This window comes from Swaminathania salitolerans (assembly GCF_007988945.1).
GTDB lineage: Bacteria > Pseudomonadota > Alphaproteobacteria > Acetobacterales > Acetobacteraceae > Swaminathania > Swaminathania salitolerans.
This window is the reverse complement of the sequence record NZ_BJVC01000003.1, coordinates 1-26497: the sequence shown is the minus strand read 5'-3', so window position 1 is coordinate 26497 and position 26497 is coordinate 1. Positions and strand designations below refer to the sequence as shown.

Sequence of the window (26497 nt, the reverse complement as noted above, 5' to 3'; positions counted from 1 at the left end):
CCTCATCGTCTGATCAGGATATAATTGATCGTCAGATCGATATCGAAGTGATCCCCCTTCATGTCCGGCGGGACGGGCGGAAGATGCGCGTTCTGGAACATGCCGGTGGTCGCGGCATCGAGCGAATACGAGCCCGACTGGCCGGTCAGGCGCACCGAGCGCACGCGGCCCGATCGGTCGAGCACGACATGGACCGAGGACGGGCCATCTTCTCCGTTGCGGATCGCATCTTCGGGATAGTAGAGATGGGCCCGGATCCACCTGTCTATCTCGGTTCCGTAATCGTCGCTCACACCCCTGATCGAGTTGCGCGTCATGAACGGAGCGTTGATCTTGCCGTTCGTCGAGAGCGGGCCGAGCGACATGTCGATGGGGCCGCCCGATCCGCCACGATGGCCGCGACGACGACGCGGGGTCGAAGGCGCCTCGCTGAAATCGAGCGTCGTCATGTTCGCAAACGGATTATCCGCATGTTTCGGGCTGGGCTTGCGGCTTGCCCGATGGCCATGCGCGTTGTTGCGCGTCTTCCGGCCCGGTTTGGCCACGCCGGGAGAGACCGGGCGATCGGTATCGGTCCTGGGAATCTCGGTCGATGGACCGTCAGGCACAGGGGGGGCCGCTGGCGGCGTGGGTGTCGGCATGGCAGGCGTGGGCGCCGATTCCTCTTCTCCCGGCCGGTTCTGCGCATCGCTCGGCGCGGCTGCGCCGTTCGACGGGGAGTCCTTTGCGGGAGAGGGGGTCTCTTCGCCTCCGGGCGAGTCCGTATGGGGGCCCGCCATACCGCTTCTGGACGGAGGGGCGAACATCATTTCGACCTGGGGCGCTTCCATGCCGTCGGGCAGGCCATGCGCATGATGGGCGCCCTCGTAAAGAAGCAGCCCGATCAGGAGCGCATGGGCCAGGGCCGAAGCGACGAGAACCGTGACGACTCCGGGATCCTCGAGGATCTGCGGACGGATGAGCGATGCGCTCGCGGGACGGAGCGCGTGCGTTCCGTCCGTTTTCGGCTCGTAATGGCGCAGCGGAACGCGCACGCCGCGCATGACCGGGGGAGTACGCGGCGGCGCATGGGGCGTGGCGAAAAGTGACGGCTCGTTACGGGTGCGCTTCCCCTCTGGGGGCACCGCGTTGGTCGCGAGCGGGTCCATATCGGCGGGCTGGGCGCGTTTCAGAAGAACACCTGTCGAGAATCAGACCACACGCCGCCACACGACCGGGGAGGAAGGCAAGCTCCACAAGGCGACATGATCGGGCAATTGGCGCTATCATGGCATTGGAGCCGTCATCTTGCCAAGCATCGGAACGTTACGCGGCAGCGTTCCGGAGGGAGAGCCTTCATGACCGAGGACAGGGGCATGTACGATTGCCTCTCGCAGGACCGGGATCTTGCCGCGCTCATCGCGCGGATCGGCCCGTGTCGCCTGAGAGGGCGCGACGGGAAAACGCCTTATGAGGCGCTGGTGAGGGCCATCGTCGGCCAGCAGCTTCATGGCCGTGCGGCGGAGGCGATCCTTGCGCGTATCTGTGCGCTTGCGGGCGGGACAACGCCGGAACCGGAAATGCTTCTCGCGTTCTCCGAAGATGCGCTCAGGGGGTGCGGCCTCTCCGCTGCGAAATACATGGCCCTGCGCGGGCTTGCCCGGGCGACGCAAGACGGGATCGTGCCCGATCTCGCCGGGGCGGCACGGATGAGCGACGAGATGTTGATTGCCCGCCTGCTTCCCCTGCGCGGGATCGGACGATGGACCATCGAAATGATGCTGATCTTCACCCTGGACCGGCCGGATGTCCTGCCCGTCGATGATTTCGGGGTCCGTGCGGGCTGGCAGAAGCTGCGTGGGCTCGATACGCCACCGCGGCCTGCCGCCCTGCGAGCGGAAGGCGAGCGCTTCTCTCCCTTCCGCTCGGCTCTGGCGTGGTATCTCTGGCGGCTGAGCGAGGAAGGGAAATCCGTCAGGAATGCGCTGACAGGGGATTGAGGGTCACGCCGGTCCGATGCCGGGGCAGCCGCCCGTGTCGTTCTGCGTGTCGTTCTGCGTGTCGTTCTGCGCGTCGTTCGTCGCGTGGTTCAGCGTGTGGCTCAGCGTGACAGGGCCGGGATCAGGGATTCGAAATAATGCATGCCGGGCGTGATGGTCGAAAGCGGACTGCGCTCGTTGAGACCGTGGCTGAAATTGTCAGACGCCTTGATGAAGATCGGACTCGCCCCGTAGCTCGGCACGCCGCGCTGGCGGAACCACATGCTGTCGCTCGCACCTGCGCTCATGCCGGGAAATACCGGCACGTCGGGGAAGGCCGCATCGGCGGCTTCCGAGATCGCCGACGAGAAAACGGGGTCGAGAGGCGATGCATCCGTCTCGACGGAATTCGCCGTTTCATCGGTGATCTTCACGCTCCCGTCTCCGATGGCAGCGGAGAGTTCGTGCAGGATGTCACGTCGCGAGTGACCGGGGAAGATACGGCAATTGATGTTCGCCTCCGCGCGTTGCGGAAGGGCATTCAGGGCGTGACCGCCCCTGACGGTCGTGACGACGCAGGTCGTTCCGATCATGCCGGTCAGGGAAGGCTCGGCCCGCAGGGTCGCGATCGCCTTGCGATCGCCCGGGCTTGCCGCAAAGGCGCGCATGGCGGCAGCGAGCGGTGCCGGGGAGAGGCGTGCCGCATTGACGAAATAACTGCGGGTCAGTGCGTTGAGCTCGGGCGTGAATTCATGTGTCTCCACCCTGATGAGCGCTCGTGCCAGAACGTCGATGGCGTTTCTCGCGCGCGGTTCGGAGGAATGGCCGCCGGGATCGGTCACGACCAGCCGGTAATCCGCATAGGTCTTTTCCGCGCCTGACCAGACGAAATAGAGGGGCTGGCCCGTTTTTTCGTCCAGCGTGCCTCCGCCGACATCGATATTGAGCACCATGCCCGCATCGTGCAGTTTTTCCGCAAGGATCCGGCTGGTGACCATGGCGGTCTCCTCATCGCCGGAGAGAGCGAGAACGATATCGCGGCGCGGCCTGTATCCATGCCGGTGCAGATTGACGAGCGCGGTGATGACGAGGGCATTGCTGAGCTTCATGTCGGTCGCCCCCCGCCCGTAAAGATAGCCTTCCTCGACGATCGGCGTGAAGGGGTCGCGCGTCCAGTCAGCGGGGTTTGCCGCCACCACATCCATATGGCCCGAAATCACCAGCGGCTTGAGGCCGTGCGTTTGCCCGGCCCAGCGGAAAACGAGATAGGCCGTATCGCCGACCCGGGCGATCGCAATGGCGCCCGGCGGAAAGCCGCCCGCAATGAGCGCACGCCGGTAGAGGCCCGCTACATCCGGTGTCCGGTTGCCAGGACCCGCGACGGAACGCAGGGAGATCGATTCCTTCGCCAGCGTCAGGGCCTCGAGTCCCTCCTGCGTGAGGGAAGGCAGAGGCTGCGCGCGGGCGGCCTCCCGGAACGGGATGCCTCCCATCACGGAAGCGAGCAGGAAAGCCAGTGCGGCGCGTCGGATCATGGGCAGGTCTTGCTTGTCGGTATCGGGTCAGATGCTCTCGATGAAGGCGAGCATATGGTCGGAGAAGACACGGGGATTATCGGCATGGAGCCAGTGCCCCGCATCGGGCACGGTCTCCAGACGGAAATGCGGAAAGAGCCGTCTCATGACCGGCTCGTGATCGCGGCTGATATAGGGAGAATGCTCTCCCCTGAGGAACAGGGTCGGTCCGTCATAGACATAGCCCTCGGGCATATAGGGCCAGTTCTCGATATTGGGCATTGCGTTCACGATGTCCTGCAGGCCGATCTGCCAGCCCGGCTCGGTTCCGAGCCGGACGTTCTGGAGCATCAGGTCGCGGACACTGCGATTGGGAATGGTCCTGGCGAGCAGCTGATCGGCCTGCTGGCGATCGAGCTGATCGGGGAAATGGACATGGAGCATCGCCTCGCCCAGAGCGGCCTGTCCGTATCCCGTCCGCGCCGGTGCCATGTCGCCGATCAGCAGCCCGGCGACGAGTTCCGGATATTGCAATGCCAGGATCATCGCGAGCTTGCCGCCCATCGAGTGGCCGATGACGATGGCCGGAAGCGCCTCATGCGCGCGCAGGGTCTCGACGACGTCGTCGACCATGGTCGGATAATCCATCGGACCGTGCGGGCTGTCCCCGTGATTGCGCAGATCGAGAGCGAGGGTGCGATGGGTTCTGGAAACCTGACGCTGCAGGAATCCCATGTTGCGCGCGCGTCCGAAAAGGCCATGCAGGAACACGACCGGCGGATGTCCGCCCGGTTGAGCCGGAAGGCGTTCGATGACGTTGAGCTGCACGATCAGGAAATCCTTGTGTCACGGAAAGAAGAGATGCGGGTCAGAGGGCGTGCCCGGGCCGGACTGGCCACGCTTCTGACCGGAGCGGGCGTTCCGGGCAGGACGTCAACTCTGGGGTTTTCTGTTGCCTGCGGCAAGCCGGAACGATCATAAGGGCCTCGTCTCGCGCCTGTCTTTAAAGCCATGTCTGGATCTTCCGTGACTTCGAGGTTCCCCAGAACTGCCAAACGGTTCCGGCATGTGGTTCATGCTCCGTACTATGTGCGCGCGCTCGTCCGATCCAATGAAATCTGGTTGACCGGGCTCGCGGGATGCGTCGGGGTTCTGGCCGGGCTGAGCGTCTGGGTCGTCACGCGGGCAACGCTCTGGGCGCATCGGGTGCTCTACGCCCTCCAGAATGACGGGCGTCTTTCCGGTCTCGAAAGCCTCGATCCCGTCAGGACATTGCTGGTGCCCACCCTGGGCGGCCTCGTTCTCGGGCTTTTCGGCCTCTTTCTGTCCAGGCATTTCTCCCACCGTCCCGTGGATCCGGTCGAGGCGAATGCCCTGCATGGGGGACGCATGTCCCTGCGCGACAGCGCCATCGTGGCGTTCCAGACATTCCTGTCGAATGGATGCGGGGCCTCTCTGGGGCTGGAGGCGGGATTCTCGCAGATCGCGGCCGCGTTCGGATCCCGGGCGGGGCTGCTGTTTCGCGTCCGCAGGGCCGATCTCAGGATTCTGGTCGGTTGCGGCGCCGGGGGCGCGATCGGCGCCGCGTTCGACGCGCCGATCGCAGGCTCCTTCTATGCCTTCGAACTCGTGATCGGCACCTATTCCCTCGTCAATCTCGCCCCGGTCGCCCTGGCGTCGATCACGGCGATCGGTACGGTCCGGCTTCTGGGCGGGGTGACTGCGAGTCTCGCTCTTCCGGCGCATGGCGCGCTCGCGGCGGGGGATGTCGCAACAGTGACCGGGATCGGAATCGGATGCGGTCTGCTCGGCATTGCCGTGATGAGAGGCGTTACCATCGCCGAGGCCGTGTTTCGCCGGACAGGCGCTCCCGCCGTCCTGCGTCCCGTTCTGGGCGGTGCGCTGGTGGGCGGCCTTGCCCTGTATTCGCCCTCGATCCTTTCTGCCGGTCATGCCGCAGCGACGAAAGTGCTGGCAGGCGGCGTGCCGCTGCAAACCCTGGCCGTGCTCCTGCTGTTCAAGGCGCTTGCGTCCTGCATCTCGATCGGGAGCGGCTTTCGTGGTGGGTTGTTCTTCGCCTCTCTCTATCTCGGGGTGCTGGCGGGTTCTCTCATGGCGGCGATACCGGGTGCATTGTGGTCCGGGGCCCTGCCGCCTCCGACCTGCGCGGTTCTGGGCATGAGTGCCATGGCCGTTGCGATCATCGGCGTGCCCATGACCATGACCTGCCTCATTCTCGAAATGACAGCGGATCTGACCCTGGCCAGCGGGGTCCTTCTTGCCAGCATTCTTTCCCTGCTCACGGTAAGGCGGCTGTTCGGCTATTCCTTCGCGACCTGGCGGTTCCACCAGCGGGGCGAGACGATCCGGTCTGCGGTGGATGTCAGCTGGCTTCGACGCCTGAGCGTTCGTCGCATGATGCAGGAGCCCGTAACGCTGTATCCGCCGGAGATGCCGCTCTCCCGTGCCCGCCAGTTGTGCCCGCCCGGCCATGCGCCCCAGATCGTCCTCGGCGATTCCGACCGGCGCTATCGCGGAATCGTGCTCGTGCCCGATATCCATCTGCCCGGCACCCCGCCGGACCGGCCGCTTGCAGCGCTCGCCCAGAACGAGGGGACGATGCTGCTCCCCGGTATGGATATCCGCGATGCCGCGCGCGCCTTCGAGCAGGCCGAGACAGATGCCCTCGTCGTCGTCGATTCTCTCGAGACCCGGCATGTCATCGGGCTTCTGACGGAGCGTTACGTCCTGCGGCGCTACGCCGAGGCACTCGACCGTACCCGTCGGGAGCTGGCGGGAGAGACGCGGCGCGACCTCTGCACCGGCAGACCCTCCTGAACCCGGGCAAGAAATCGGTTTCATGCCGAGACGAGACGTTGACAGAACAACGCTTCATGGGTAGCAACCGCCCACCAAGGACTCCCTCATGAGAGGGAGGCGAGTGAGGTAGGGACTCGTGGGCGCACAGGACGACCTGAACGTTTCCTCGCAGACGGACAAGGGCGCGGAAAGCTTCGATCGGAGGCTGGCCGAGGCCGAGGCCCGCATGCGCGGCAAGAGCGTGAAGGACGACGCTGCGACCGGAACGAAGGACGGAAATGCCGATTATTCGGCATTCGGGCTGGCGATGCGGCTCGGCACCGAGATGGTTGCCGCTCTGATCGTCGGTGTGGTCGTGGGGTACGGGCTCGATCGCCTGTGCGGCACGAAACCGGTCCTGCTGATCCTTTTCTCGCTCGCTGGCGGCGCGTCGGGGATGCTGAATGTCTGGCGCGCGGTCAGGAATGCTCAGGTCTGAGCGCATGACGCGTCAGGCCTCGCCACGGTGATGGATTTAACGATCGACCGGTTCGCCGGAAGATCAGCAAGGGTAGCGGGAGAGGCAGCTTGGCCGCCGAATCAACGATTGACGCGCTCGGCCAGTTCGAGCTTCATCCTGTTCTCGGGCAGATCGGCGAGGCGCTTCGCTTCAGCCAGTCGCCGCTTTTCATGCTGATCGCGGTCGTTCTCGTGCTGGCCTTCCTCTATCTGGGAATGCGTCCTGCTGCCGTCGTGCCCGGTCGTCTCCAGGCGGCTGCCGAAATCGGCTACGATTTCATCCATAACATGGCGACGGACACGATCGGCGAGAAGGGGACGGCATTCTTCCCCTTCGTCTTCGCGATCTTCTTCTTCATTCTCGCGGGCAATTATCTGGGTCTCGTTCCCTACAGCTTCACCTTCACGAGCCATATCGTCGTGACGGTGTCTCTGGCGCTGCTCGTGTTTCTGGTGTCGATCCTCGCGTCCCTGAAGGCGCAGGGCATGAAGTTCTTCGCGCATTTCATGCCCGAGGGAGCGCCCGTCTTCCTCGCGCCGCTTCTCATTCCGATCGAGATCCTTTCCTTTCTTTCGCGACCTGTCAGCCTGTCGATCCGACTTTTCGCCAACATGATGGCCGGTCACGTTCTTCTCGAGGTTTTTGCCGGCTTTACGCTGATGCTGGCAGGTCTCGGACTTTTCGGGCCTGCGCTGGCCGTGGCGCCCGTCGCCATCAACGTCGCGCTGACGGCTCTCGAATTGCTGGTGGGCGTTCTCCAGGCTTATGTGTTCGCCATTCTCACCTGCATCTATCTGCGTGAGGCCGTGGCGCACTGAGCGATCATCGCCCCTCACGTTTGCTCGTTGTTCAGTCGTATTAACCAAGGAACCTGACTCATGGACGTCTCTGCTGCTCGCGAAATCGGTGCCGGTATCGCTGTTATCGCTCTTGCCGGTGTCGGCATCGGTCTCGGCAACATCTTCTCCACGCTGGTGAGCTCCATCGCCCGCAACCCCGCCGCCCGCTCGCATGTCTTCGGTCTCGGCATGCTCGGCTTCGCCCTGACGGAAGCCGTTGCGCTCTTCGCTCTTCTGATCGCCTTCCTGATCCTCTTCGTCTGATCGAAAGGCAGGTTATCGTCATGCGCCTTCCGTCTCGAAATCTCGCTGCCTCGCTGGCCGTTGCGCTCGCGCTCGGCGCTGTGCCGGGACGGGCCTGGGCAGCAGGCATGCCGCAGCTCGACTTCTCGAACCCCCTGCTTCTCGGGCAGGTGGTCTGGGGAGCGATCATATTTGCGGTCTTCTATGGCATTCTGAGTCGTTCCGCCCTGCCGCGTATCGACCGGGTCCTGACCCACAGACGCAATCGCATCGAGGGCGATCTGGATATCGCACGTCGTGCGCGTGACGATGCCGACCGTGCCGTCGACGAGCTGCGTCGTGCCCGCCACGATGCTGCGGCGCAGGCTCAGGCCAATATCGACCGGGTGGTCCAGGAAGCCCGCATGGCTGCCGACGCCCAGACCCAAGAGATGAACCGTCGGCTCGTTTCCGACATCGCCGATGCGGAAAAGCGCATCGCGAGCGCCCGGGAAGAAGCGCTGGCCAGCCTGCCGGCCGTAGCGACGGAAACCGCACAGAGCCTCATCGAGAAGCTCCTGCGCCCGGCGGGCCTCGATGCGTCCGTCTCCCGTGCCCGGATACAGGACGTCGTCCAGGCCGGGCTTTCGTCCAGCAAAGGCTGAGGAAACCAGAGCGATGTTTCACGACCAGCGGTTTTATGTCGCCGTTTCCTTCGTCCTGTTCTTCCTGATTTTCGGACGCAAGCTCTGGGCGGCCATTGCCGGCATCCTCGATGCGCGCGCCGAACAGGTGCGGAGCAATCTCGACGAGGCCAGCCGCCTGCGTCGCGAGGCCGAGAAGATGCTCGAGGATGCGACCCGCGAGCGCGAGCAGGCACTCGCCGAATCCCGGGCCCTGATCGAGCGTTCCCGCGAGGAAGCTGCGGCCATTGCCGAGCGTGCCCGCCACGAGGCAGAGGCCATCGCAGCCCGGCGGGAGCAGATGGCGCGCGACCGTATCACCGCATCCGAGCGCGCAGCCGTTCGCGAGGTGCGCGAGATGGCGGCCAGTGTCGCGATCCAGGCGACACGCACGTTGCTGGCTCAGCATTTCGCAGACGAGCACGCCAGTGCCTCGACGCTTCTCGATCGTGCGATCGGCGATCTGCCCGGCGCATTGAAGGCGTCGAACGAGACAGGACCGCGCGATCGGAGCGCGGCCTGATTACCCGTCCGGGCCAGTTTCCGGCCCCGGACGAGAGCCGGGAGCGGTTCCAGCCATGACCATCCGTCTGTCCGTCGTCATCGCCGTGCTCAACGAGGTGGAGAACATCCAGCCCGTCTGCGCGGAGCTGGCGGGTGTTTTCGGAAGCCGATCCGATACGGAAATCGTTTTCGTCGATGACGGAAGCACGGACGGCACCGGCGATGCGCTGCTCGCTGCGCGGGACGCGTATCTTCCCTCCCTGCGCCTTCTCGTTCATGACCGGCGTCTCGGAAAATCCGCAGCCCTGCGCACGGGCATCGAGGCCGCACGCGGGCACTGGATCGCCACCCTCGATGGAGACGGTCAGGACGATCCCTCCGTCATCGTCACCATGCTCGACAGGGCCGAGGCCCTGTCGAAGGGCGCAGGCGGCGCAGCACCTCTTGTCGTCGGCGTCCGGCTCAAGCGCAACGACTCCCTCTCCAGGGTCATCGCAACCCGTTTCGCCAACGGTCTGCGCCGGCGTCTGCTCAAGGATGGCTGCCCCGATACGGGCGCGCCCATGAAGCTTTTCAGCCGTGCGGCCTTCCTGCGTATTCCCCAGTTCGAGGGGGTGCATCGTTTCCTGCCTGCACTGCTCGGCTGTTACGGGGCGGAGCTGATCTGTGTCGAGACCCGTCACAGGGCGCGCCTGCACGGTCACTCCAAATATACCAATTTCAATCGCGCGCTCGTCGGCATCCGGGACCTGCTCGGTGTCATGTGGCTGCTCAACAGGACGAGACTGCCGGGCCGCGTGACAGAACGCTGAGGGTTTTCATGACACTGACCTGGCGCCACTATTGCGGTGTGGCTCTGCTGACCCTCCTCATCTTCCTTCCCGGACGCATGAGCCTCGTTCCCCTCGATCGTGACGAGCCGCGTTATATGGAAGCCTCGGCGCAGATGATCGAGAGCGGCAATTTCGTCGATGTGCGCTTTCTCGACCAGCCGCGTTACCTTCAGCCTGCCGGAATCTACTGGCTCGAGGCGGCGGCGCAGCAGATCTTCTCGGGTCGCGGCGAGCGTCATGTGGCCTGGCCCTACCGGATTCCGAGCCTGATCGCAGCCGTATCCGCCGTCACGCTCACGGCCTATCTCGGCGCCTCCCTTTTCGGAGGGGTGGCCGGTCTTCTCGCTGCGGCCCTGCTTGCGGTCTCGACGCTCCTTACCGCCGAAGGGCGGATGGCCACGATCGATACGGTGCTGCTGCTCGATATTCTTCTGGTCGAGACGGCCCTGCTGCGCGCCTATATGGATGACAGGCAGGGGCGTGACACGCCGGTGGGTTTCGCCTGGCTCTACTGGGGCGCCCTGGGTTGCGGTCTGATGCTCAAGGGGCCTGTGGTTCTGATTCCCGGCATTGCGACCCCGCTCGCCTTGCGTGTGATCGAGCGTCAGGCGCGCTGGTTCTCGCGTCTGCGCCCCCGTTGGGGCTGGCTCGTCACCCTCGCAGTGGTCGCGCCCTGGTGTATCGCGATCGGTGTCGTCAGTCACGGCACGTTCTTCTCACGCGCCGTCGGAACCAATTTCCTCGGGAAGATAGGCCATGGTCAGCAGGCACACGGCCTGCCACCCGGGTTTCATGTCGGCGTCTTTCTTCTCGCATTCTGGCCCGGTTCGCTGTTCTTCGTGCTTGGGCTGCCGGCCATCTGGGCCCGGCATCGCGAACCCGCAATACGGTTTCTCCTGTGCTGGATCGTGCCTCACTGGCTCGTCTTCGAGGCCATAGCGACCAAGCTCCCTCATTATGTCCTGCCGACCTATCCGGCCATTGCGCTTCTCACGGCAGCAAGCCTCGTCTGCTGGCCCCTGCGTCGGCCGGCTGCGGGTTGGGCCAGAGGGCTGCTGGGGCTGTATGCGGTGCTCTGGTCCGTTCTCTCGCTCGCCTTTGCCGTCGCCGGAACGGTTCTGCTGTGGAAAAGCGAGCATCGGATCGAACCGGCATCCCTGATCGCTTCGCTCGGTGCGCTCCCCCTCATTCTCGGGGCTCTCTGGCTGCTCTACCGCGCGCAGCGCCTGCGGGCGGCATGGATGGCGATCGCGTCGGCCGTCATCATTCATGCCGGGATCTTCCTGACCGTCATTCCCAATCTGGGCCTGCTCCAGCTTGCGCCGCGTGCGGCCTCGCTTTTCGACGATTACCGTCCCTGCAATGAGAGCATTCTCGTCTCGGTCTCGTATTCGGAGCCGAGTCTTGCCTTTCTGACCGGGTCGAACACGCGGTTTCTCGGTGTGAGGGATGCAGCGGAGTTCCTGAGCCGGCACGACGCCTGTGCGCTGGTGCTCGTCGATCGCAAGGACCTGCCCGCTTTGACGACGGCCATGACGGCGCAGGGATACGATCTGACCGAGTACGGCCGGGTCAACGGTCTCAACTATTCGAACGGCCATCATCTGGATCTCGGCCTCTACGCGCCGATGAAGAGATAGAAGCGCAGGAGAAGGACCTGAGAGGCCACGGGACCGGAGAAAGGGCGGGACCGGGAAATCCGGTCGGGTGGGGTGTCCCGCATGCGTGCCCGCGGGATGATCGGGCTTGTCGGAAGAGAAAAGCCGGGGGAGAGGACGAACCGGAGACGGGGCGACCCGTAACAGGATGCGAACTGCGCCCCGGTCGCAGTCCACGAAGTAACGGGAAGTCCGGAAAGGAATCCGTTACTTTATCGATACTCAGGCGGTACGGTCGGCCGCGATCGTTGCGACGAGAAGTGCGCCAATGACGGGGATGAACGAGATCATGGTCAGAGCGCTGAGCGCGCTGAGCGGATGAGAGACGAGCATGAGGAATTCGGCGGAGAACATTGGTTTTTCCTGATTTGGTCTGTGTGTGGCTGCGCTAACAACGCTCAAACCCGAACCGGGACAATCGCCTAAAACGCGCTCCAGCAATGCAAGAAGCGCATGGAACACTCCCTGTTTTATTTTCCTCTTTATTTATCGGCGCAAATAGAAATTAAATTACGCTGCGGGCACAGGCAGCCGCTATCTTGTTGCCTTGACGACGGAAACGGGCTTTGGCAGCGCACCGTCCCTTTTCAGCCCGTGCCACGCGAGAAGCGTATCGGCGAGAAAGGCCGAGAGCGCGGCAACCGTGCATCCCAGCGCGCCGCCGAACAGGACGATGAGCCACGCAACCGTCTGACTGTTGTGGAGACTGCCGAAAAACAGGGCCAGAGCAGCCCCGCATGTCGAGGCGCCGCCGACCCCACCCAGCATGATCGCGCAATCCAGCGCAAAGACGCGCTGACGCAGACGCGCGCGATGCCGCTCGAGCCGCGCTGTTTCCCGGGGGTCGTCCGTCTGGTCCTGCAGACGATGCGCCACTTCTTCCACATGGTCGGAAACCCGTGCAAGGCGCGTGTTGAAGAGCGTCAGCAGGGAGGCCACGCCCGACAGCATGAAGACCGGGGTGAGAGCAACCTGAATGACATGGGCAACGCTGTCGATCGGTTCCGGCGCGAGAAGGGCGTTGAGCCCGACGGGATCGAGAGCCATGAGGACGGCATTCCTTGCAGGGAGGGAAGAAGGGAGGGGGGAGATATGGCCTGCGAGGCAAAACTCTGCAACACTCGATGCAAGACCGGCCCGGGGGATAGGCCCGGAGGACCGACCCTGGGGATCGGTCCTGGGGATCGTCCCGGAGCGGGCGTCCCGGGTGAAGATGCGGGTTGGATATTCAGGATGGCGGTTCGGGGTGGCGGTTCAGGTGGACGGTTCAGCGACAAGGGTCCGGGCGGAAGAGACGGGTGCAGGAGACGGTCGGTGGCGCACCGCCACCGCGTCGCTTCGTGTTCCGTTCTCTCCGGTGCGGCTTTTCTCATCGGGGCGATATCGCTGGCGCGGGATCTGTTCCAGAAGCTTTACCTCTGACAGGGCGGGATATCCGGTCGTGCACGTTCTCCGACGTCTGAAACAGGCCGTTCGTTCCGCGGTATTCTGCGGTCTGGCGACCGTCATCTTCTCCGGATCCGCCGCAGCACAGGCCGGCTCCGGCAGCGTGGTGCGGGAAAGAACCGTTGCGTTTGCTGCGCTGACCTGGACCGAAATCGCGGCACGTCTTCGTGAGGGCACGCGCACGATCATCATCCCTGTAGGCGGTACGGAGCAGAGCGGTCCCTATATCGCGGTCGGCAAGCATAATGTCCGGGCGGCGGCCCAGGCCGAGCGCATCGCGCGCCGTCTCGGCGATGCGCTCGTCGCGCCCGTCATCGCCTATGTTCCCGAGGGCAGCACGACGCCCCGGACCTCGCATATGCGTTTTCCCGGCACGATCTCGATTCCCCCGGCAGTGTTCGAGGGGCTTCTCGAGGGGGCGGCGGAGAGCTTCCGCGTGCAGGGATTCAGACGCATCGTTTTCATCGCCGATCACGGCGGCTATTTGTCCTATCTCAAGGCAGCGGTCGCGAAGCTGGATCATAAGTGGCACAATGCGGCCCAGGCCCTCTATCTCGGTGCCTATTACGACAGTATCGGCACGCGCTATGCACAGGCGTTGCGCGAGAGGGGGTTCGGTGGCGATCTCGGCAAGCATGCCGATCTCAGCGATACCGCGCTCATGCTCGCCATCGACCCCACGATGGTGCGGCAGGACGCTCTGCGCAAGGCCGGTCTGCCGACCGCCGCCGAGGGCGTCTATGGGGGAGATCCGCGACCGGCCACGGCGGCGCTCGGGCGGATCGGCACGGATATCCAGCTGGAGGCGGCGCTTGCCGCTCTCGGCAAAACCCGCTGAGGCGGGGTGTCATCAAGGAGTATCGATGAAGTTCTCACGTCACTCAGTCATCGCGTCGCTTGCCGGGTTGATGCTCGCGACCACCGCGCTCGCGCAGGAGACCACCCCCCCGGCTGCCACCCCGGCCGCTAACCCGGGCGCTAACCCGGCCGCTACTGGCACCTCCCCCTCAGGCACGCCTTCCTCTGGCACCCCCTCCTCTGGCGCCGGAAATGCCTCGACAGCATCGGGCCAGACAGAGCGCGCCGCCCTCCCGGGTTCGTCCGCAGCAGCCGCCAGTGCGGCTGTCGAGACGATTCCCGGAATGCCGCCGGTCGTCGATCCGCACAACATCTACAGCGAGACCGAGGCAGGCAAGATCGCTCCGGCCGTCGCGGGAGATCCGGCCCGGGTCTATGTGCCGAATCTGCGCGGCAACAGCGTCTCTGTCATCGATCCGGCCAGCTTCAAGGTCATCGATACGTTCAAGGTCGGTCGCAGCCCGCAACATGTCGTGCCGAGCTGGGATCTGCGCACGCTATGGGTCACGAACAATGCCGAGGGCAGCAATGACGGCAGCCTGACACCGATCGACCCGCATACGGGCAAGCCCGGCCCGGCGGTGACCGTCGACGATCCGTACAACATGTATTTCACGCCGGACGGAAAATATGCCATCACGGTGGCGGAGGCGCACAAGCGTCTGGACTTCCGCGATCCGCACAGCATGGCGCTGCTCGGTTCGGTCGAGGCCCCGCAATGCAAGGGCATCAATCACGCCGATTTCTCGATCGACGGTCGTTACGCCATCTTCACCTGCGAGTTCGGCGGCTATCTGGCGAAGGTCGATACGGTCAATCTCAAGCTCATGGGCTATCTCAAGCTTTCGAGGGGCGGCATGCCGCAGGATATCCTGACGGCACCGGACGGGCATAAATTCTATATTGCCGACATGCATGCCGATGGTGTCTTCGTGGTCGATGGAGACAGCTTCAAGGAGACGGGCTTCATCCCGACCGGTCCGGGCACGCATGGCGAATATCCCAGCAGGGACGGCAAGTTCATGTATGTGGCCAATCGCGGCTCGCACAGGATCCACGGTCCGCGTCACAGCCCGGGCAGCGTCTCCGTGATCGATTTCGCCACGGACAAGGTGGTCAGGACCTGGCCGATTCCCGGTGGTGGCAGTCCCGATATGGGCAATGTCAGCGCCGACGGAAAGCTGCTCTGGCTTTCCGGACGCTTCGACGACGTGGTCTATGCGATCGATACCCAAACGGGGGCCGTCAGGAAGATCCCCGTTGGCGCCGAGCCGCACGGCCTGACGGTATGGCCGCAGCCGGGGCGCTACAGCGTGGGGCATACGGGTATCCTGCGCTGAGCCGGTCGTCCCGGGAGCGGGGAAGAACAGGAAAAGGAAGGGGGACCGAACCATGCTGATATCCGCGCCGACCGATTTCCGCGAGGCTGCCCGCCGCAGGCTGCCGCCATTCCTGTTCCACTACATCGATGGTGGCGCCTATGCGGAACACACGATGCAGCGCAACCAGCTGGATCTGTCGGATATCGCGCTGCGCCAGCGCATCCTGCGCAACGTGTCAGGGCTGGACTGCTCGACCACGTTGCTGGGTCAGAAACTGGCCCTGCCAGCCGCGCTGGCGCCGGTCGGGCTGACCGGTATGTACGCCCGCCGGGGTGAGGTTCAGGCAGCCCGCGCGGCGGCACGCAAGGGCATACCGTTCACGCTCTCGACCGTCTCTGTCTGCCCGATCGAGGAGGTGCAGAGTCAGTCCCCGGCACCGATCTGGTTCCAGCTCTATGTCCTCCGGGACAGGGGCTTCATGCGCAACGTGCTCGAACGGGCGCAGGCGGCGGGCATCACGACCCTTGTCTTCACCGTGGACATGCCGACGCCCGGCGCACGGTATCGCGATGTTCATTCGGGCATGTCGGGTCCGTTCGCGGCCCTGCGGCGGATCGTCCAGGCCGCCACGCACCCGCGCTGGGCGTGGGATGTGGGGCTGAACGGAAGGCCGCACGATCTCGGCAATATCTCGGCCTATCGGGGCAATCCGACGGGGCTGGAAGACTATATCGGCTGGCTGGCCTGCAATTTCGATTCCGGGATCAGCTGGCGGGATCTGGAATGGATCAGGACGTTCTGGAAGGGGTCGATGATCATCAAGGGTATTCTCGACCCGGAAGATGCACGCGACGCCGTTCGTTTCGGCGCCGATGGCGTGGTCGTCTCCAACCATGGCGGCAGGCAGCTCGACGGCGTTCTCTCGAGCTGTCGCGCCTTGCCTGCCATTGCCGAGGTCGTGAAGGGGGAGATTGCGGTTCTCGCCGATTCCGGAATCCGCTCGGGGCTCGACATCGCACGGATGATCGCTCTGGGCGCCGATGCCGTGCTGCTGGGGCGCTCCTATATCTATGCCCTTGCCGCTGCCGGGCGGTGCGGCGTCGAGACCCTGCTCGAGCTGATGGAAAAGGAACTGCGCGTTGCGATGACCCTCACCGGTGCCCGTTCGATCGGTGAGCTGTCTTCGCAGAGTCTCGCGCGTCTCTGACCGGTTGCCCGGCTGCGATATCACCGGCTGCGATATCCCGGGGCGCGGCGAGGCGCGTCCGGGGGGTCAGGCGAGAGGAAAGCCCCGCGCCGCAAGGCTCTCGCGCATGGTTTCCCGCCCACCGAGACGTTCGGCTCCGGACAGGCGCTCCGCGACCGTGAGGGACCATGCGCGCGAGGGGAGGCCCTGCTCTTTCTGGAAGGTATCGGCGCAGGCATCATAGGCGGCGATCAGTGCCTCCTCCTGTCGTGGGTCGTAATGCTCGCGATGCAGAACGACGTCCTGGGGCAGGCGCGGCTTGATCGATGCGGGATGCCCCGGATCCGGCCATCCGACGCACAGGCCGAACATTCCCATGCAGCGCTGCGGCAGGTGCAGTTCCTTTGCGATTTCTGCCGGATGATTGCGCAATCCGCCGATATAGACGGTGCCGAGCCCTGCTGCCTCCAGGGCGGCCACCGCGTTCTGGGCGGCAAGAGCTGCATCGATGGTGGCGACCAGGAATGTCTCCGTATGGTCGAGCGCCCCATGGTCGAGCCCGGCGCGCGTGGCGATACGCTCCACGCGCGAGAGGTCGGCGAGCCAGACCATGAAGAGCGGCGCAACCGCGATATGCGCCTGGTTCCCGCACAGGGCGGCAAGGCGGGACCGTCGGGCCGCATCCTCGACCGCCACCACGCTCCAGCTTTGCAGGTTGCTCGAGGTCGCCGCCGACTGGGCTGCTGCGACGGCTTTCTCCAGCGTGCCCGGCGGGAGCGCGTCGGGCAGATAGGACCGGACGGAACGATGCCCGAGCAGGCTCTCGAGCAGATCGCCCCCTGCCTGAACGGCACGGTCCACCCTGTCGGGCAGGGCGTTGCGATATCGTGCGTGCCACAGGGCCTCGAGGCGGTCCGTCATGGGTCTTCTCCTTCGATGGAAAAAGGCAGGTCCGTCCGGAAGGCCTGACCGTCCGGGATGGGAAAGCGCTCCTCCTCCAGACGGTTCAGTCCGGGCCTCCGGTTCGGCCGGGGCCTGCGGCTCAGGCCGGGTAGGTCAGAAGGGAATGGAGCGGAACATCGAGCCTGTCGCGCCCGCCCAGACCGTCGAGCTCGACCAGAACCGACGTGCCGACCACTTCGGCACCGACCTTCTGGAGCAGACGGATCGAGGCCGCGAGCGTGCCGCCGGTTGCAAGAAGATCGTCCAGAACCACGACGCGCTGGCCGGGCTTGACGGCATCTTCCTGGATATGCAGCTCGTCCTGACCGTATTCCAGGCCGTATTGCAGCGAGATCGTCTTGCCCGGAAGCTTGCCGGGCTTGCGCAGCATGATGAACCCGCAGCCGAGACGCATCGCGACAGGTGCCGCCGTCAGAAAGCCACGGCTTTCGATTCCGGCGAGCAGGTCCGGCTGCCAGGGCGCGATCGCGCGGGTGAGGCGGGCCGTTGCGATCTGCCACGCATCGGCATTCCGGATCAGGGTCGAGATATCGTAGAACAGGATACCCGGCTTGGGAAAATCGGGGATCTCGCGAATGTAGTTCTTCAGATCGAGTTCCGGTTGCTCACCGCGTTGCGTATCCTGGGCCATGATCCTGCCTGTCTCCATCGTCAAGGGGCGCGGCATCTAGCCGCGTCGCGTCCCGGTTGTAAATGTCAGGAGGCCTCGCGGCCCGTTTCTGCGAGGGCCGCCATCAGCTCCGCACGCCGGAAAGGTTTGGGCAGGATGATCGCACCCGGGACAAGATCGTCCCGGCGCGACGAATCCTCGAAATCACCCGAAATGAGAACGATACCCAGCGTCGGAACGGTTTCGCGCAGCGCGAGCGCGAGCGCATCGCCTCCCATCCCGCCCGGAAGATTGAGATCGGAGACGAGAATGGCCGGAGGAATCTCCCCCGCCAGGACAAGGGCTTCGTCTGCGCTGCGGGCCTGCATGACCCTGTAGCCCGCACCGGTCAGGATCGTATCCACGATCAGGGCTATCGAATCGTCATCCTCGACAAGAAGTACGGTGGCAGCGGGCATGGGGACAAACTCCCTGTTGGGGGATGTCACGCATGGACATGCCCTCGTTGAACGGATCCGGGGCTAACCGGGCTGGGCCGGGGGGGCAACATGCGGGCGCATGACAGCGAAGACCCCCATCATCAACGCGGCAAACAGCATCAGGGCTGCCATCGGCATGGGCGTATCCGCAGGAAGAAGCCCGATGGCCGTGCTGGCGAGCGAGCCGAGAGCATATTGCATCGTCCCGGCAAAGGCGGAGGCGCTACCGGCATAATGGGACTGGTTCGAAAGAGCGCCCACCATCGCGTTCGGACCGATGATTCCGGTCATGCCGAGTGTGATCATCATGCAGCCCACGATCGGAACGAGCATGATCTGCCGGATGTGATGTCCGGAGCCGGGATATTGCTCGGCCAGCATGACCACCACCAGCAGGGCGATCGCGCCGAGGATGGAAATGACGAGAGCCCATCCCAGCATGGCAGAGGAGCTGACCCGTCCGACGAGGGCGGCGTTGATCTGGGAGGAGCCGATCATGCAGACCGCGAAGAGGCCGAAGAGCATTCCGTAATGGGCGGGGGTGAACCCGAAGATATGCTCGAAAACCGTTGGCGCGGCGGTGAGATAGGTGAAGGAGAGAAAACCGCAGAACCCCCAGACGAGCGCATTGGTGATGAAGCTGCGCTCGCGTGCGATGATGGCGTAGCGATGAAGCAGGGACAGGGGACGAAGCTCCCGTCTCTTTTCCTGAGGCAGGGTTTCCGGAAAGGCGCGCAGAAGGAACAGTACGCAGACAGCGCCATAAAGCGACGAGACCCAGAAGATGGCCCGCCAGCTTATGTAATCCAGGGCGATTCCTCCCAGCATGGGGGCGAGGATGGGAACGATGCCCTGGATCAGGATGAGTTTGGACATCAGACGTGCGGCCTCGTTCCCGGAGGAAAGATCGCGCACGCAGGCACTCGGGATCACGATACTGGCCGAGGCCGCGATGGCCGCGACGAGGCGGAAGAGACACATCGAGGTCATGGTCGTGGCCATGGCGCAGCCGACGCTGCCGATCGTATAGACGATCATGCCGATGAGCATCGGAATGCGCCGTCCGAACCGGTCGGCAAGGGGCCCCATGGTAATCTGGCCGATCGCAAGCCCGACCATCCAGGCCGAAAGCGTCATCCCGGCACTGCCCGCCGGTGCGTGAAGAGAGCGCTCGAGCGCCGGGAAGGCGGGCAGATAGATATCGGTCGAGACGGGACCGACGGCGGTCAGAAACCCGAGAAGGAGCGGAAGCCAGCCAGGCAAGGCTGCCGTTTCCGGCGAGGGCGCGTTCGCCTTCGACACGGTGTCGGGAGTGACAGTGACAGGGATCCCGTCGGGAGAGGCCATGAGGCGCTCCTGCTGGATGTTTGAACTGCGAGAATTGTGGTCCAGATTTCCCCTGCCGGTCGGCTGAGCCGGTCGGGTGATACGCATACGCCCATGACAGAAAGGCGTTTTTCGGGCCGGTCTCTGACGATCCCGTGTCAGATATCGCAGGCGCCGGGTTTTTCAATCTCTTTTTTTAACTTTCCTCCCGGTGTCCCGATCTTCCGGGCATGGCCTGCGCGCGAAATGGCGGGATGCGGTGTCAGGCGGCTGGGGGCGGTTCCGTCTTCTCGGCCAGGGCGGCTATCGCGTTTCCTTCGCGCCGTGCCCGGGCCAGCAGCATCGCGGCGAGCAGGGACGACCCCGCGAAGAGAAGGATGCCGAGACCGATCTGGAAGCTCTGGCCGAGTTCGGTGCCCGCGCCGATGAGGACGAAGACCAGATTCTGGGGTAGCGCGCCGAGGAATGTGGCCCAGGTGAAGGCCGCAAGCGGAACGCCATAGAGACCGGCTGCCGCGGTGACCATGACGGCGGAGCCGACGGGAAGAAGCCGCAGGGTCAGAACCGCCTGGAACGGGGTCCGCTCGAGGATCCGGCCGATCAGGGCGAGCCTGCCGCGGAAGCGGGTCTGGAGATGGCGGCGCTGGGCATGGCTTGCCAGACGGCGAATCCATACGAAGCCGAGAACGGCACCCGAGAGACTGGCCGCACTCGCCAGAACGAATCCTGTCAGCGTGCCGAATACGAGCCCTGCTGCGAGACAGAGGCCCTGCCGGGGAAGGCCGAAAAAACTGTACGGGATACCGACCAGCAGGAAGAGGAACGGCGCGCCTCTCTGGTCCTTCCACCCACGGATCAGCGCCAGCAGCGAGCGTGTCACCGAAAATTCATGCGCAAGCAGAAGCAGACAGGCGAGAAGGACGAGCGTTCCCCCCGTTTTCCAGAGGGCGGCGGGCAGGGCGAAACCCGAATGCGAAGAACCGGCCAGGGGAAGAGCCTCCATTGATCACGTCTCCGGCGACTTAGCAGCGGGGGCAGGGGCAAGGGAAGCGCGCCGATGATGCAGATTGGTGACACCGCGTGACGATTCTGTCACCCCGCGGCCATATCTGAATGGAGTTTCGTTGCCGTCCCGTAAGGCAACTGGTAGCCCGGGAGGGTAGTTCTGTTTGATATCGTAACGATAATTCACGCGCGCAACAATCGCTTGCGCAACCTGGTTCCGAGGGGAAACACCGTTCTATGCCGTCCAGTTTCACGCATCGTTGTCTTTTGATGCTGCTCGGGGGCACCGCCCTTGCCGGCAGCATCCAGGTCTCGACCGCTGCGCCGACCCGTCACAAGCACCATGCGTCCAGCCATCGGTCCGCTCATCCGTCCCGGACGGGAGCGCCGGCGGCAGTGCCTGCGGCACAGGCCACGGCAACGTCCCCCCGCGCCGCAACGGTCTCCGCGCCGCTCATGGCCAGCGCGCGCCCCGAAGAAATCGCCGTAACGGGACGAAGCCAGCGCACGCGTCAGCCCGGTGGCGGGCTGCTTCGCGTCGAGACGGCGCCCAAGGCCGTCCAGACCGTCACGCATGATTTCATCGCGAAGCTCGCCCCATCCGTGAACGTGCAGCAGGTTCTGGCCATGCTGCCGAGCGTCAACGTGGCGCAGGCCGACCCGTTCGGCCTGTTCACCGGTCAGGTGAACGTGCGCGGCTTCGACCAGACCGAAGTGGGCTGGCTGCTCGATGGCGCGCCCCTCAACGATATCGGCGGCGGCCAGTTCTACTCGAACGAGGTGCTCGAATCCGAAAATCTCGAGACGGTCTCGCTCCAGCCCGGTTCGGTCGATATCGGCTCTCCGGTCACGAGTGCCTCGGCCGGTCTGACCTCCATGACCATGAGCAATCCTTCGCATCATCGCGGCGGGGTGATGGATGTCTCGTTCGGCTCCTTCGATACGTTCCGTCAGTTCCTGCGTCTGAATTCCGGCGATATCGGCAATAGCGGCGTGCGCGCCATGTTCGCCTTCAGCCATACGAAGGGCAATAACTGGCGCGGTCCGGGGCAGGCGGAGAAATATCACTACGACTTCAAGCTGGTGAAGGATTTCCAGAACGGGAGCCATACCGGGCTGACGGTCGCCTATAACAACCAGACGAACGACTTCTATCTGGCCCCGAACTACACCCAGTGGCTCAGGACCGGATACAGCACCAATTATGCGGCGAATTACGCAGGGCCCAACGCCGCAGGTGCCGCGTATTACAAGCTTCACGTCAATCCGTTCGAGAACGTGGTGGCGGTGCTGCCGACCCATCTCGTCATCACGCCCAAGCTGACCCTCGAGGACTCGCTCTATTTCTGGCACGGTATCGGTAACGGTACGGGCGCGTCGGTCATCCCGTCCCAGGCCTATATGGGGAACCAGCCCGTTTCCCTCGATCTGGACGGTGCGAAAAGCGTGCTCGCTTTCGCCCCCTCGAATCAGGAGCAGTTCCGTACGGGCAATACGATCTCCCTGCATTACCGACCCAACAATCATCACGATATCCAGTTCGGCTGGTGGTACGAATATTCGAACCAGTCCCAGTACTCACCCTATGGAATCGTGAACCAGCAGACGGGCGTCCCGAACAATATCTGGGGCACGACCGATCTGATCACCACGACCGACGGCCAGCCCTTCAAGGCACGCGACTTCCTGTCGCTCACCCAGGTGAACATGCTGTTCATCGGCGATACCATGAAGTATTTCAACGATCGCCTGAACATCACGGTCGGCTTCAAGGAGGCCATGATCACGCGTCGGGTGTACAACTACACCCCGGGAACGACCTATAACCGCAACCTGCACACGCCTGAGCCCCTGCCGCAGATCGGTATTGCGTGGAACTTCAACCGCCATCACCAGATCTACGTGGCCGGGAATACCAACTTCAAGATCCCGTCCAGCACCTCGCTGGTCGACTACTACAACATCGCGGGCGTGCAGACCCAGCGCGGCGGTGCGTCCAAGCCGGAATACACGATCGAGGAAGAGCTGGGATATCGCTATAACGGCGACCTTCTGGTGGGTTCGATCTCGTTCTTCAACTACAACCTGACCAACCGTCAGCAGACGCTCAACTATTATGACGGCGCGTCGGGCGCGAGCTACAGCCAGACGGTCAATGCCGGCGGTCAGACCACGCGCGGCGTCGATATCCAGCTCGGCACCCGTCCCTGGCACCATCTGCGTCCCTATGTGACGTTCGAATACCTGCACGCGACCATCGACAACAATATCCGCGTGGGCGCCGATCTCCTGCCGACCAAAGGCAAGATCGCCATCCGGTCTCCCAAGCAGCAGGCGGGTATCGGCCTCGACTGGGATAACGGAAGCTTCTGGTTCTCCGGTCAGGTGAAATATGTCGGCAAGCAATATGCGACCTTCATGAACGACAACTCTGTGCCGCAATACATCACCAACCAGGTCGGCATGGGATACCGGTTCAAGAATGCCGGTTATCTCAAATCGCCCCAGATCCAGCTGAACATGACCAACCTCACGGGTGCCAAGTTCCGCAACGGCGTCTATGGCTTCTCGACCAATGCCAACCCCGTCAAGGGCGTTTACGGCACGACCATCGCGTCGGGCGGAATGCCGTCCTATTACCTGAACCCGCCTTTCTCGGCCATGGTCACGCTTTCGACCGGCTTCTGATCACTCTGCGACAGCCCCGACTGTCCAGTCGAAACGACTGGCAGCGGCGGCGGGGTCGATCTCGCATTGCAGGCCCCTGCGCCCTGCATTGACGAAAATCCGCTCCTGACCGAGCGCGTGCTTGTCCAGCAGGACGGGCACGCGCTTTTTCTGCCCGAAAGGGCTGATTCCGCCGGTCTTGTAGGCGGTCAGGCGCTCGGCGTCGGGTGGCGCCATCATGGCGGCCGATTTGCCTCCCAGCGCCGCGGCAACGGCCTTCAAATTCAGCTTGTGATCCGACCGGATGACGGCGCAGGCTGGCTTTTCCTTGTCCAGCCAGATCATCAGCGTCTTGAAAACGCGCTCGGGCGAGACGCCGAGCGACTCTGCCGCCTGCAATCCCTTGCGACCGGCTTCGGGGTCGTAATCATGGCTGTGCAGCGTATAGGCGATGCCCGCTTTCTCCAGCAGGGCGAGGCCAGGCGTCTGGCCAGAGGCGGGTTTCATCAGATCGTCTCCCGATTATGCAGTCCGGACGACCATCAGAAAACCGGGCTTTCATTCTGTCAAACCGGTCAGCCCTGCTCCACCTCGACAGGCTGGGGGAGGGGTTTCCTGCGCAGGAAGGCCAGGACATTGCCGAGCAGGATCAGAAGAAGCCCGGCCAGCATGGGCACGGACCAATAGACCCTCTCGAAGAGAGCCGAAATGCCCAGCGCGATCACGGGCGAGAGGATGGTGGCATAGGCGGCCTTGTCGGCGCCGATGCGTCGCACCAGCTCGAGATAGAACAGAAATCCCGCCACCGAGCCGAACAGGGCCAGATAAAGCAGCCCACCCAGCCAGCGAGATGTGAGGGGAAAGCCGTAGCCATGTCCCGAAAGCGGGATGATGACGGCCAGCAACGCAATACCGCAGAGCATGCCCCAGAAGACGGTATTGGTCAGGCTGATCTCGAATCCGGCCAGATGACGCGAGAGCATGTTGCCGCAGGAAAACAGATAGGTGCCGAACAAGGCAAACCCCATCCCCGCCAGCATGAGATGCCAGTTCTCATGCGCCATGTCGCCCGCCAGAAGCAGGGCCACGCCACAGACACCGAGGATACCGCCTGCCAACACGCGCAGATCGGGTGTCCTGCGAAAGAACAACCAGAGATTGAGTGTGTTGAACAGCGTCGCCATGCTGAACACGACGGAAACGGTACCGCTCGGCAGAAAGAGTTCCGAGCTGTAGATCCCGAGAAAGTTGCAGGAAAACAGACACACGCCCATGCCGGCGATCCAGGGCCATGCCGCCTTGGGGGGCGTGCGCAATTTGCCCGTTGCTGCCAGACCGCCCCCGATGAGAGACGCCGACAGGACGAACCGCCAGAAAATGGCGACGTCCGCGCTCGTTCCCCCGATCTGGAGGTGGATGGAAAACCAGGTCAGCCCCCACAGGATCACGACGGCGAAAAACAGGAAAAGGGCCATTCGCGAGCTTTCTCGTTCGGGGGTTTCTCGCTTCGTGGCGAGGGGGGCCTCATCTTACGGGAACGGACCCCGGGAAAAAAGACGGAGTTTGTCCGGAAAAAGCGCCGCCGATGCGACTTTGTCCGGGATACTGCGTTGAATGGTCAGTGCTGCCGGAAGCAGACCTCCAGGGGGATGTACCCAGACTATCCCCACGCGGTAGCCCCGACCGGTAGCTACAGGCGAGAAGGAACAGTGTCATGAGTTCAATCACGGACAAGGTCAGCGGAACCGTCAAGCAGGTGGTCGGCTCGATCAAGGAAGAAGTCGGCAAGCTGACGGATAACGAGAAGCTTCAGGCCGAGGGCGAAGGACAGAACCTCGAAGGCAAGGCCGAGAAAACAAAGGGCGAGGTGAAAGGTGCCGTCAATGATGGCATCGACAGCGTCAAAGACGGCCTCAACAAGCTCTGAGTATCCTCATTATGTGAGAAAGCCGCCGCGCATGACAATGCGGGCGGCTTTCTCATATCTGCATCCGTGCGAGAAACCTGCGTCAGACGAGCATGGTGAGAGCCGATGCAGCCAACAGAGCACCCATCACGCGATTGATCCGGATCATATGCTCCGGCGTCCCGCCCGGCCGATGCAGGTGCCGGTACAGATAAAGACCGAGCGCCGCCCAGCCGAGTTGCGCAGCAAGTCCGATGACGAGTTTTGTCGCGATAGTGAAGGCCACTCCCCATTGCCCAGACCGCAAGCATCGAACCGAATGCTACAGTGATGGCCGCAATGCCTGGCAGAGTATTTCTCAGGCCCGAACGTGCGGCGATGGTCATGATGAGCAGGTTGTTCGGCCCCGGACTTGCAGAGCTTGTCAGCGCGAAGACCAGAAAAGAGGCCGTGGCCTATGGAGAGAGGCCCAGGGAAATCCCGGAAAGGAACGATGCTTGCATTGAGGACAGACCTTTAGAAGGCCACCCGGCAAGATCCGAACGCACCCCGCCGTGGCGGCGGGGCTGGGGGGAGGGCTCAGAAGACTTCCTGTGCGCACACCGATCCGGCCCTGCCCTTGCAGGAAACGGAGACGACGACGACGGAGGAGCACTGCTTTGCCATGGGGAGTCGAGATTATCCGGTTTGGAGGCGCCCGCAAGACGGTCTCTTTCCCGTGTTTGTGAGGAATCTGTTTTCCGGACGATTTTTTTCCCTGTTTTTTGTGAGTGGTTTTGTCGGGAATCGGGTGTGGTCCATATGTGGCGTGGGTTTTGGGGGGATTGAGGAAGTGTTTGACAACCCCCCCCGGTTTCCGTAAAAGCCCGTTCACCGCAGCGGAACATGCTGCGGCGACTGCCTGAAAGACTGAGTAAGATCAGTAGGTTAGGTAGGTTCTTTGACAAGTGAAGATGGAATGGAAGGGATATGTTGGCGGCGCTTTGGTGTTGTCTGAACCAGTGGTTCTGATGATGAGAGTGCTGACTGATTTATTCTTTTTTTGGAAAGAACTACAGACGTCAGTTTTTTTTGTTTCGGGATCTATAGTTTGGTTTTGGTTGGCCTTTGTGCTGGCTGGAATTGAACCTGAGAGTTTGATCCTGGCTCAGAGCGAACGCTGGCGGCATGCTTAACACATGCAAGTCGCACGGACCTTT

General features: G+C 63.4%; 27 protein-coding genes and 1 rRNA gene. 15 read left to right on the top strand and 13 right to left on the bottom strand.

The window, feature by feature from the left end; genetic code table 11:
- Nucleotides 1-2: 2 nt before the first annotated feature.
- Complete coding sequence (locus SSA02_RS07395; RefSeq protein WP_246103715.1) at nucleotides 3-1148, bottom strand: energy transducer TonB; 1146 nt, start codon at nucleotides 1146-1148, stop codon at nucleotides 3-5.
- Between the two features lie 189 nt (nucleotides 1149-1337).
- Between SSA02_RS07395 and SSA02_RS07390 the strand changes: the two genes are divergently transcribed.
- Nucleotides 1338-1979 (top strand): DNA-3-methyladenine glycosylase family protein, encoded by a 642-nt coding sequence (locus SSA02_RS07390; protein WP_147093442.1) that lies wholly within the window; start codon nucleotides 1338-1340, stop codon nucleotides 1977-1979.
- Between the two features lie 101 nt (nucleotides 1980-2080).
- Here SSA02_RS07390 and SSA02_RS07385 read toward each other — a convergent pair whose 3' ends face one another.
- Both SSA02_RS07385 and SSA02_RS07380 read right to left on the bottom strand, forming a co-directional pair.
- Nucleotides 2081-3493: a M20/M25/M40 family metallo-hydrolase gene (locus tag SSA02_RS07385; protein WP_246103713.1), complete on the bottom strand. Its 1413-nt coding sequence runs from the start codon at nucleotides 3491-3493 to the stop codon at nucleotides 2081-2083.
- A 27-nt stretch (nucleotides 3494-3520) separates the two neighbouring features.
- On the bottom strand, nucleotides 3521-4300 hold the full coding sequence (locus SSA02_RS07380; protein WP_147093441.1) for an alpha/beta fold hydrolase: 780 nt from the start codon (nucleotides 4298-4300) through the stop codon (nucleotides 3521-3523).
- 183 nt (nucleotides 4301-4483) lie between these two features.
- On the opposite strand from SSA02_RS07380, the gene SSA02_RS07375 reads away from it, so the two are divergent.
- The 8 genes from SSA02_RS07375 to SSA02_RS07340 all read left to right on the top strand — a co-directional run bounded on the left by SSA02_RS07375 (nucleotide 4484) and on the right by SSA02_RS07340 (nucleotide 11512).
- On the top strand, nucleotides 4484-6310 hold the full coding sequence (locus tag SSA02_RS07375) for a chloride channel protein (RefSeq protein WP_147093440.1): 1827 nt from the start codon (nucleotides 4484-4486) through the stop codon (nucleotides 6308-6310).
- A 118-nt stretch (nucleotides 6311-6428) separates the two neighbouring features.
- The gene (locus tag SSA02_RS07370; protein ID WP_246103711.1) at nucleotides 6429-6770 is read left to right on the top strand and encodes an AtpZ/AtpI family protein; all 342 of its coding nucleotides are present in this window, start codon (nucleotides 6429-6431) and stop codon (nucleotides 6768-6770) included.
- Between the two features lie 89 nt (nucleotides 6771-6859).
- Complete coding sequence (locus tag SSA02_RS07365) at nucleotides 6860-7609, top strand: F0F1 ATP synthase subunit A (protein WP_147093439.1); 750 nt, start codon at nucleotides 6860-6862, stop codon at nucleotides 7607-7609.
- Between the two features lie 60 nt (nucleotides 7610-7669).
- The gene (locus tag SSA02_RS07360) at nucleotides 7670-7894 is read left to right on the top strand and encodes an ATP synthase subunit C family protein (RefSeq protein WP_147093438.1); all 225 of its coding nucleotides are present in this window, start codon (nucleotides 7670-7672) and stop codon (nucleotides 7892-7894) included.
- Nucleotides 7895-7914: 20 nt separating this feature from the next.
- Nucleotides 7915-8517: a F0F1 ATP synthase subunit B family protein gene (locus tag SSA02_RS07355; protein ID WP_147093437.1), complete on the top strand. Its 603-nt coding sequence runs from the start codon at nucleotides 7915-7917 to the stop codon at nucleotides 8515-8517.
- Between the two features lie 13 nt (nucleotides 8518-8530).
- Nucleotides 8531-9058, top strand: coding sequence for a F0F1 ATP synthase subunit B family protein (locus SSA02_RS07350; protein WP_147093436.1), 528 nt, complete (start codon nucleotides 8531-8533; stop codon nucleotides 9056-9058).
- Nucleotides 9059-9113: 55 nt separating this feature from the next.
- Nucleotides 9114-9851, top strand: coding sequence for a glycosyltransferase family 2 protein (locus SSA02_RS07345; RefSeq protein WP_147093435.1), 738 nt, complete (start codon nucleotides 9114-9116; stop codon nucleotides 9849-9851).
- 8 nt (nucleotides 9852-9859) lie between these two features.
- Nucleotides 9860-11512 carry an ArnT family glycosyltransferase gene (locus SSA02_RS07340; protein ID WP_147093434.1) on the top strand — a complete coding sequence of 551 codons (1653 nt, stop codon included), beginning with the start codon at nucleotides 9860-9862 and terminating at the stop codon, nucleotides 11510-11512.
- Nucleotides 11513-11752: 240 nt separating this feature from the next.
- On the opposite strand, the gene SSA02_RS13005 is transcribed toward SSA02_RS07340, so the two are convergent.
- Together SSA02_RS13005 and SSA02_RS07335 are read right to left on the bottom strand one after the other, a co-directional pair.
- Entirely contained in the window at nucleotides 11753-11884 is a 132-nt protein-coding gene (locus SSA02_RS13005) for a hypothetical protein (protein WP_264884119.1), read from the bottom strand.
- A 180-nt stretch (nucleotides 11885-12064) separates the two neighbouring features.
- Nucleotides 12065-12577: a DUF2721 domain-containing protein gene (locus tag SSA02_RS07335; RefSeq protein WP_147093433.1), complete on the bottom strand. Its 513-nt coding sequence runs from the start codon at nucleotides 12575-12577 to the stop codon at nucleotides 12065-12067.
- A 394-nt stretch (nucleotides 12578-12971) separates the two neighbouring features.
- On the opposite strand from SSA02_RS07335, the gene SSA02_RS07330 reads away from it, so the two are divergent.
- The 3 genes from SSA02_RS07330 to lldD are packed head-to-tail and all read left to right on the top strand — an operon-like array spanning nucleotide 12972 to nucleotide 16363.
- On the top strand, nucleotides 12972-13814 hold the full coding sequence (locus SSA02_RS07330) for a creatininase family protein (RefSeq protein WP_371859197.1): 843 nt from the start codon (nucleotides 12972-12974) through the stop codon (nucleotides 13812-13814).
- A 25-nt stretch (nucleotides 13815-13839) separates the two neighbouring features.
- Nucleotides 13840-15174, top strand: a complete 1335-nt coding sequence (locus SSA02_RS07325; protein WP_186807717.1) for a YncE family protein — start codon at nucleotides 13840-13842, stop codon at nucleotides 15172-15174.
- Nucleotides 15175-15226: 52 nt separating this feature from the next.
- The gene (gene lldD / locus SSA02_RS07320) at nucleotides 15227-16363 is read left to right on the top strand and encodes an FMN-dependent L-lactate dehydrogenase LldD (RefSeq protein WP_147093432.1); all 1137 of its coding nucleotides are present in this window, start codon (nucleotides 15227-15229) and stop codon (nucleotides 16361-16363) included.
- Between the two features lie 66 nt (nucleotides 16364-16429).
- Here the strand turns inward: lldD and SSA02_RS07315 are convergent, their stop codons facing one another.
- From SSA02_RS07315 to SSA02_RS07295, 5 genes are all read right to left on the bottom strand, one after another.
- On the bottom strand, nucleotides 16430-17263 hold the full coding sequence (locus SSA02_RS07315; RefSeq protein ID WP_147093431.1) for a nitroreductase family protein: 834 nt from the start codon (nucleotides 17261-17263) through the stop codon (nucleotides 16430-16432).
- Nucleotides 17264-17384: 121 nt separating this feature from the next.
- Nucleotides 17385-17936 carry an adenine phosphoribosyltransferase gene (locus SSA02_RS07310; protein WP_246103762.1) on the bottom strand — a complete coding sequence of 184 codons (552 nt, stop codon included), beginning with the start codon at nucleotides 17934-17936 and terminating at the stop codon, nucleotides 17385-17387.
- Between the two features lie 65 nt (nucleotides 17937-18001).
- Nucleotides 18002-18373, bottom strand: a complete 372-nt coding sequence (locus tag SSA02_RS07305; RefSeq protein WP_147093429.1) for a response regulator — start codon at nucleotides 18371-18373, stop codon at nucleotides 18002-18004.
- Nucleotides 18374-18436: 63 nt separating this feature from the next.
- On the bottom strand, nucleotides 18437-19741 hold the full coding sequence (locus tag SSA02_RS07300; protein ID WP_147093428.1) for a multidrug effflux MFS transporter: 1305 nt from the start codon (nucleotides 19739-19741) through the stop codon (nucleotides 18437-18439).
- Nucleotides 19742-19982: 241 nt separating this feature from the next.
- On the bottom strand, nucleotides 19983-20723 hold the full coding sequence (locus tag SSA02_RS07295) for a TVP38/TMEM64 family protein (RefSeq protein ID WP_147093427.1): 741 nt from the start codon (nucleotides 20721-20723) through the stop codon (nucleotides 19983-19985).
- A gap of 239 nt (nucleotides 20724-20962) precedes the next feature.
- Between SSA02_RS07295 and SSA02_RS07290 the strand changes: the two genes are divergently transcribed.
- The gene (locus SSA02_RS07290; protein WP_147093426.1) at nucleotides 20963-23413 is read left to right on the top strand and encodes a TonB-dependent receptor; all 2451 of its coding nucleotides are present in this window, start codon (nucleotides 20963-20965) and stop codon (nucleotides 23411-23413) included.
- On the opposite strand, the gene ybaK is transcribed toward SSA02_RS07290, so the two are convergent.
- Entirely contained in the window at nucleotides 23414-23899 is a 486-nt protein-coding gene (gene ybaK / locus SSA02_RS07285; RefSeq protein WP_147093425.1) for a Cys-tRNA(Pro) deacylase, read from the bottom strand.
- Nucleotides 23900-23967: 68 nt separating this feature from the next.
- On the bottom strand, nucleotides 23968-24867 hold the full coding sequence (locus SSA02_RS07280) for a DMT family transporter (protein ID WP_147093424.1): 900 nt from the start codon (nucleotides 24865-24867) through the stop codon (nucleotides 23968-23970).
- 239 nt (nucleotides 24868-25106) lie between these two features.
- Here SSA02_RS07280 and SSA02_RS07275 point away from each other — a divergent pair, with 239 nt between their 5' ends.
- Nucleotides 25107-25319, top strand: a complete 213-nt coding sequence (locus SSA02_RS07275; protein ID WP_147093423.1) for a CsbD family protein — start codon at nucleotides 25107-25109, stop codon at nucleotides 25317-25319.
- 82 nt (nucleotides 25320-25401) lie between these two features.
- Here the strand turns inward: SSA02_RS07275 and SSA02_RS07270 are convergent, their stop codons facing one another.
- Entirely contained in the window at nucleotides 25402-25584 is a 183-nt protein-coding gene (locus SSA02_RS07270) for a hypothetical protein (protein ID WP_147093422.1), read from the bottom strand.
- Nucleotides 25585-26422: 838 nt separating this feature from the next.
- Here SSA02_RS07270 and SSA02_RS07265 point away from each other — a divergent pair.
- Nucleotides 26423-26497 (top strand): 16S ribosomal RNA (locus tag SSA02_RS07265); the annotation flags it as partial.

Excerpts from the sequence above, each read along its gene's own strand:
- SSA02_RS07395 (WP_246103715.1), bottom strand. The coding sequence starts at position 1,148 with ATGGACCCGCTCGCGACCAACGCGGTGCCCCCAGAGGGGAAGCGCACC.
- SSA02_RS07390 (WP_147093442.1), top strand. The coding sequence starts at position 1,338 with ATGACCGAGGACAGGGGCATGTACGATTGCCTCTCGCAGGACCGGGAT.
- SSA02_RS07385 (WP_246103713.1), bottom strand. The coding sequence starts at position 3,493 with ATGATCCGACGCGCCGCACTGGCTTTCCTGCTCGCTTCCGTGATGGGA.
- SSA02_RS07375 (WP_147093440.1), top strand. The coding sequence starts at position 4,484 with ATGTCTGGATCTTCCGTGACTTCGAGGTTCCCCAGAACTGCCAAACGG.
- SSA02_RS07360 (WP_147093438.1), top strand. The coding sequence starts at position 7,670 with ATGGACGTCTCTGCTGCTCGCGAAATCGGTGCCGGTATCGCTGTTATC.
- SSA02_RS07355 (WP_147093437.1), top strand. The coding sequence starts at position 7,915 with ATGCGCCTTCCGTCTCGAAATCTCGCTGCCTCGCTGGCCGTTGCGCTC.
- SSA02_RS07350 (WP_147093436.1), top strand. The coding sequence starts at position 8,531 with ATGTTTCACGACCAGCGGTTTTATGTCGCCGTTTCCTTCGTCCTGTTC.
- SSA02_RS07345 (WP_147093435.1), top strand. The coding sequence starts at position 9,114 with ATGACCATCCGTCTGTCCGTCGTCATCGCCGTGCTCAACGAGGTGGAG.
- SSA02_RS07340 (WP_147093434.1), top strand. The coding sequence starts at position 9,860 with ATGACACTGACCTGGCGCCACTATTGCGGTGTGGCTCTGCTGACCCTC.
- SSA02_RS13005 (WP_264884119.1), bottom strand. The coding sequence starts at position 11,884 with ATGTTCTCCGCCGAATTCCTCATGCTCGTCTCTCATCCGCTCAGCGCG.
- SSA02_RS07335 (WP_147093433.1), bottom strand. The coding sequence starts at position 12,577 with ATGGCTCTCGATCCCGTCGGGCTCAACGCCCTTCTCGCGCCGGAACCG.
- SSA02_RS07325 (WP_186807717.1), top strand. The coding sequence starts at position 13,840 with ATGAAGTTCTCACGTCACTCAGTCATCGCGTCGCTTGCCGGGTTGATG.
- lldD (WP_147093432.1), top strand. The coding sequence starts at position 15,227 with ATGCTGATATCCGCGCCGACCGATTTCCGCGAGGCTGCCCGCCGCAGG.
- SSA02_RS07315 (WP_147093431.1), bottom strand. The coding sequence starts at position 17,263 with ATGACGGACCGCCTCGAGGCCCTGTGGCACGCACGATATCGCAACGCC.
- SSA02_RS07310 (WP_246103762.1), bottom strand. The coding sequence starts at position 17,936 with ATGGCCCAGGATACGCAACGCGGTGAGCAACCGGAACTCGATCTGAAG.
- SSA02_RS07305 (WP_147093429.1), bottom strand. The coding sequence starts at position 18,373 with ATGCCCGCTGCCACCGTACTTCTTGTCGAGGATGACGATTCGATAGCC.
- SSA02_RS07300 (WP_147093428.1), bottom strand. The coding sequence starts at position 19,741 with ATGGCCTCTCCCGACGGGATCCCTGTCACTGTCACTCCCGACACCGTG.
- SSA02_RS07295 (WP_147093427.1), bottom strand. The coding sequence starts at position 20,723 with ATGGAGGCTCTTCCCCTGGCCGGTTCTTCGCATTCGGGTTTCGCCCTG.
- SSA02_RS07290 (WP_147093426.1), top strand. The coding sequence starts at position 20,963 with ATGCCGTCCAGTTTCACGCATCGTTGTCTTTTGATGCTGCTCGGGGGC.
- ybaK (WP_147093425.1), bottom strand. The coding sequence starts at position 23,899 with ATGAAACCCGCCTCTGGCCAGACGCCTGGCCTCGCCCTGCTGGAGAAA.
- SSA02_RS07280 (WP_147093424.1), bottom strand. The coding sequence starts at position 24,867 with ATGGCCCTTTTCCTGTTTTTCGCCGTCGTGATCCTGTGGGGGCTGACC.
- SSA02_RS07275 (WP_147093423.1), top strand. The coding sequence starts at position 25,107 with ATGAGTTCAATCACGGACAAGGTCAGCGGAACCGTCAAGCAGGTGGTC.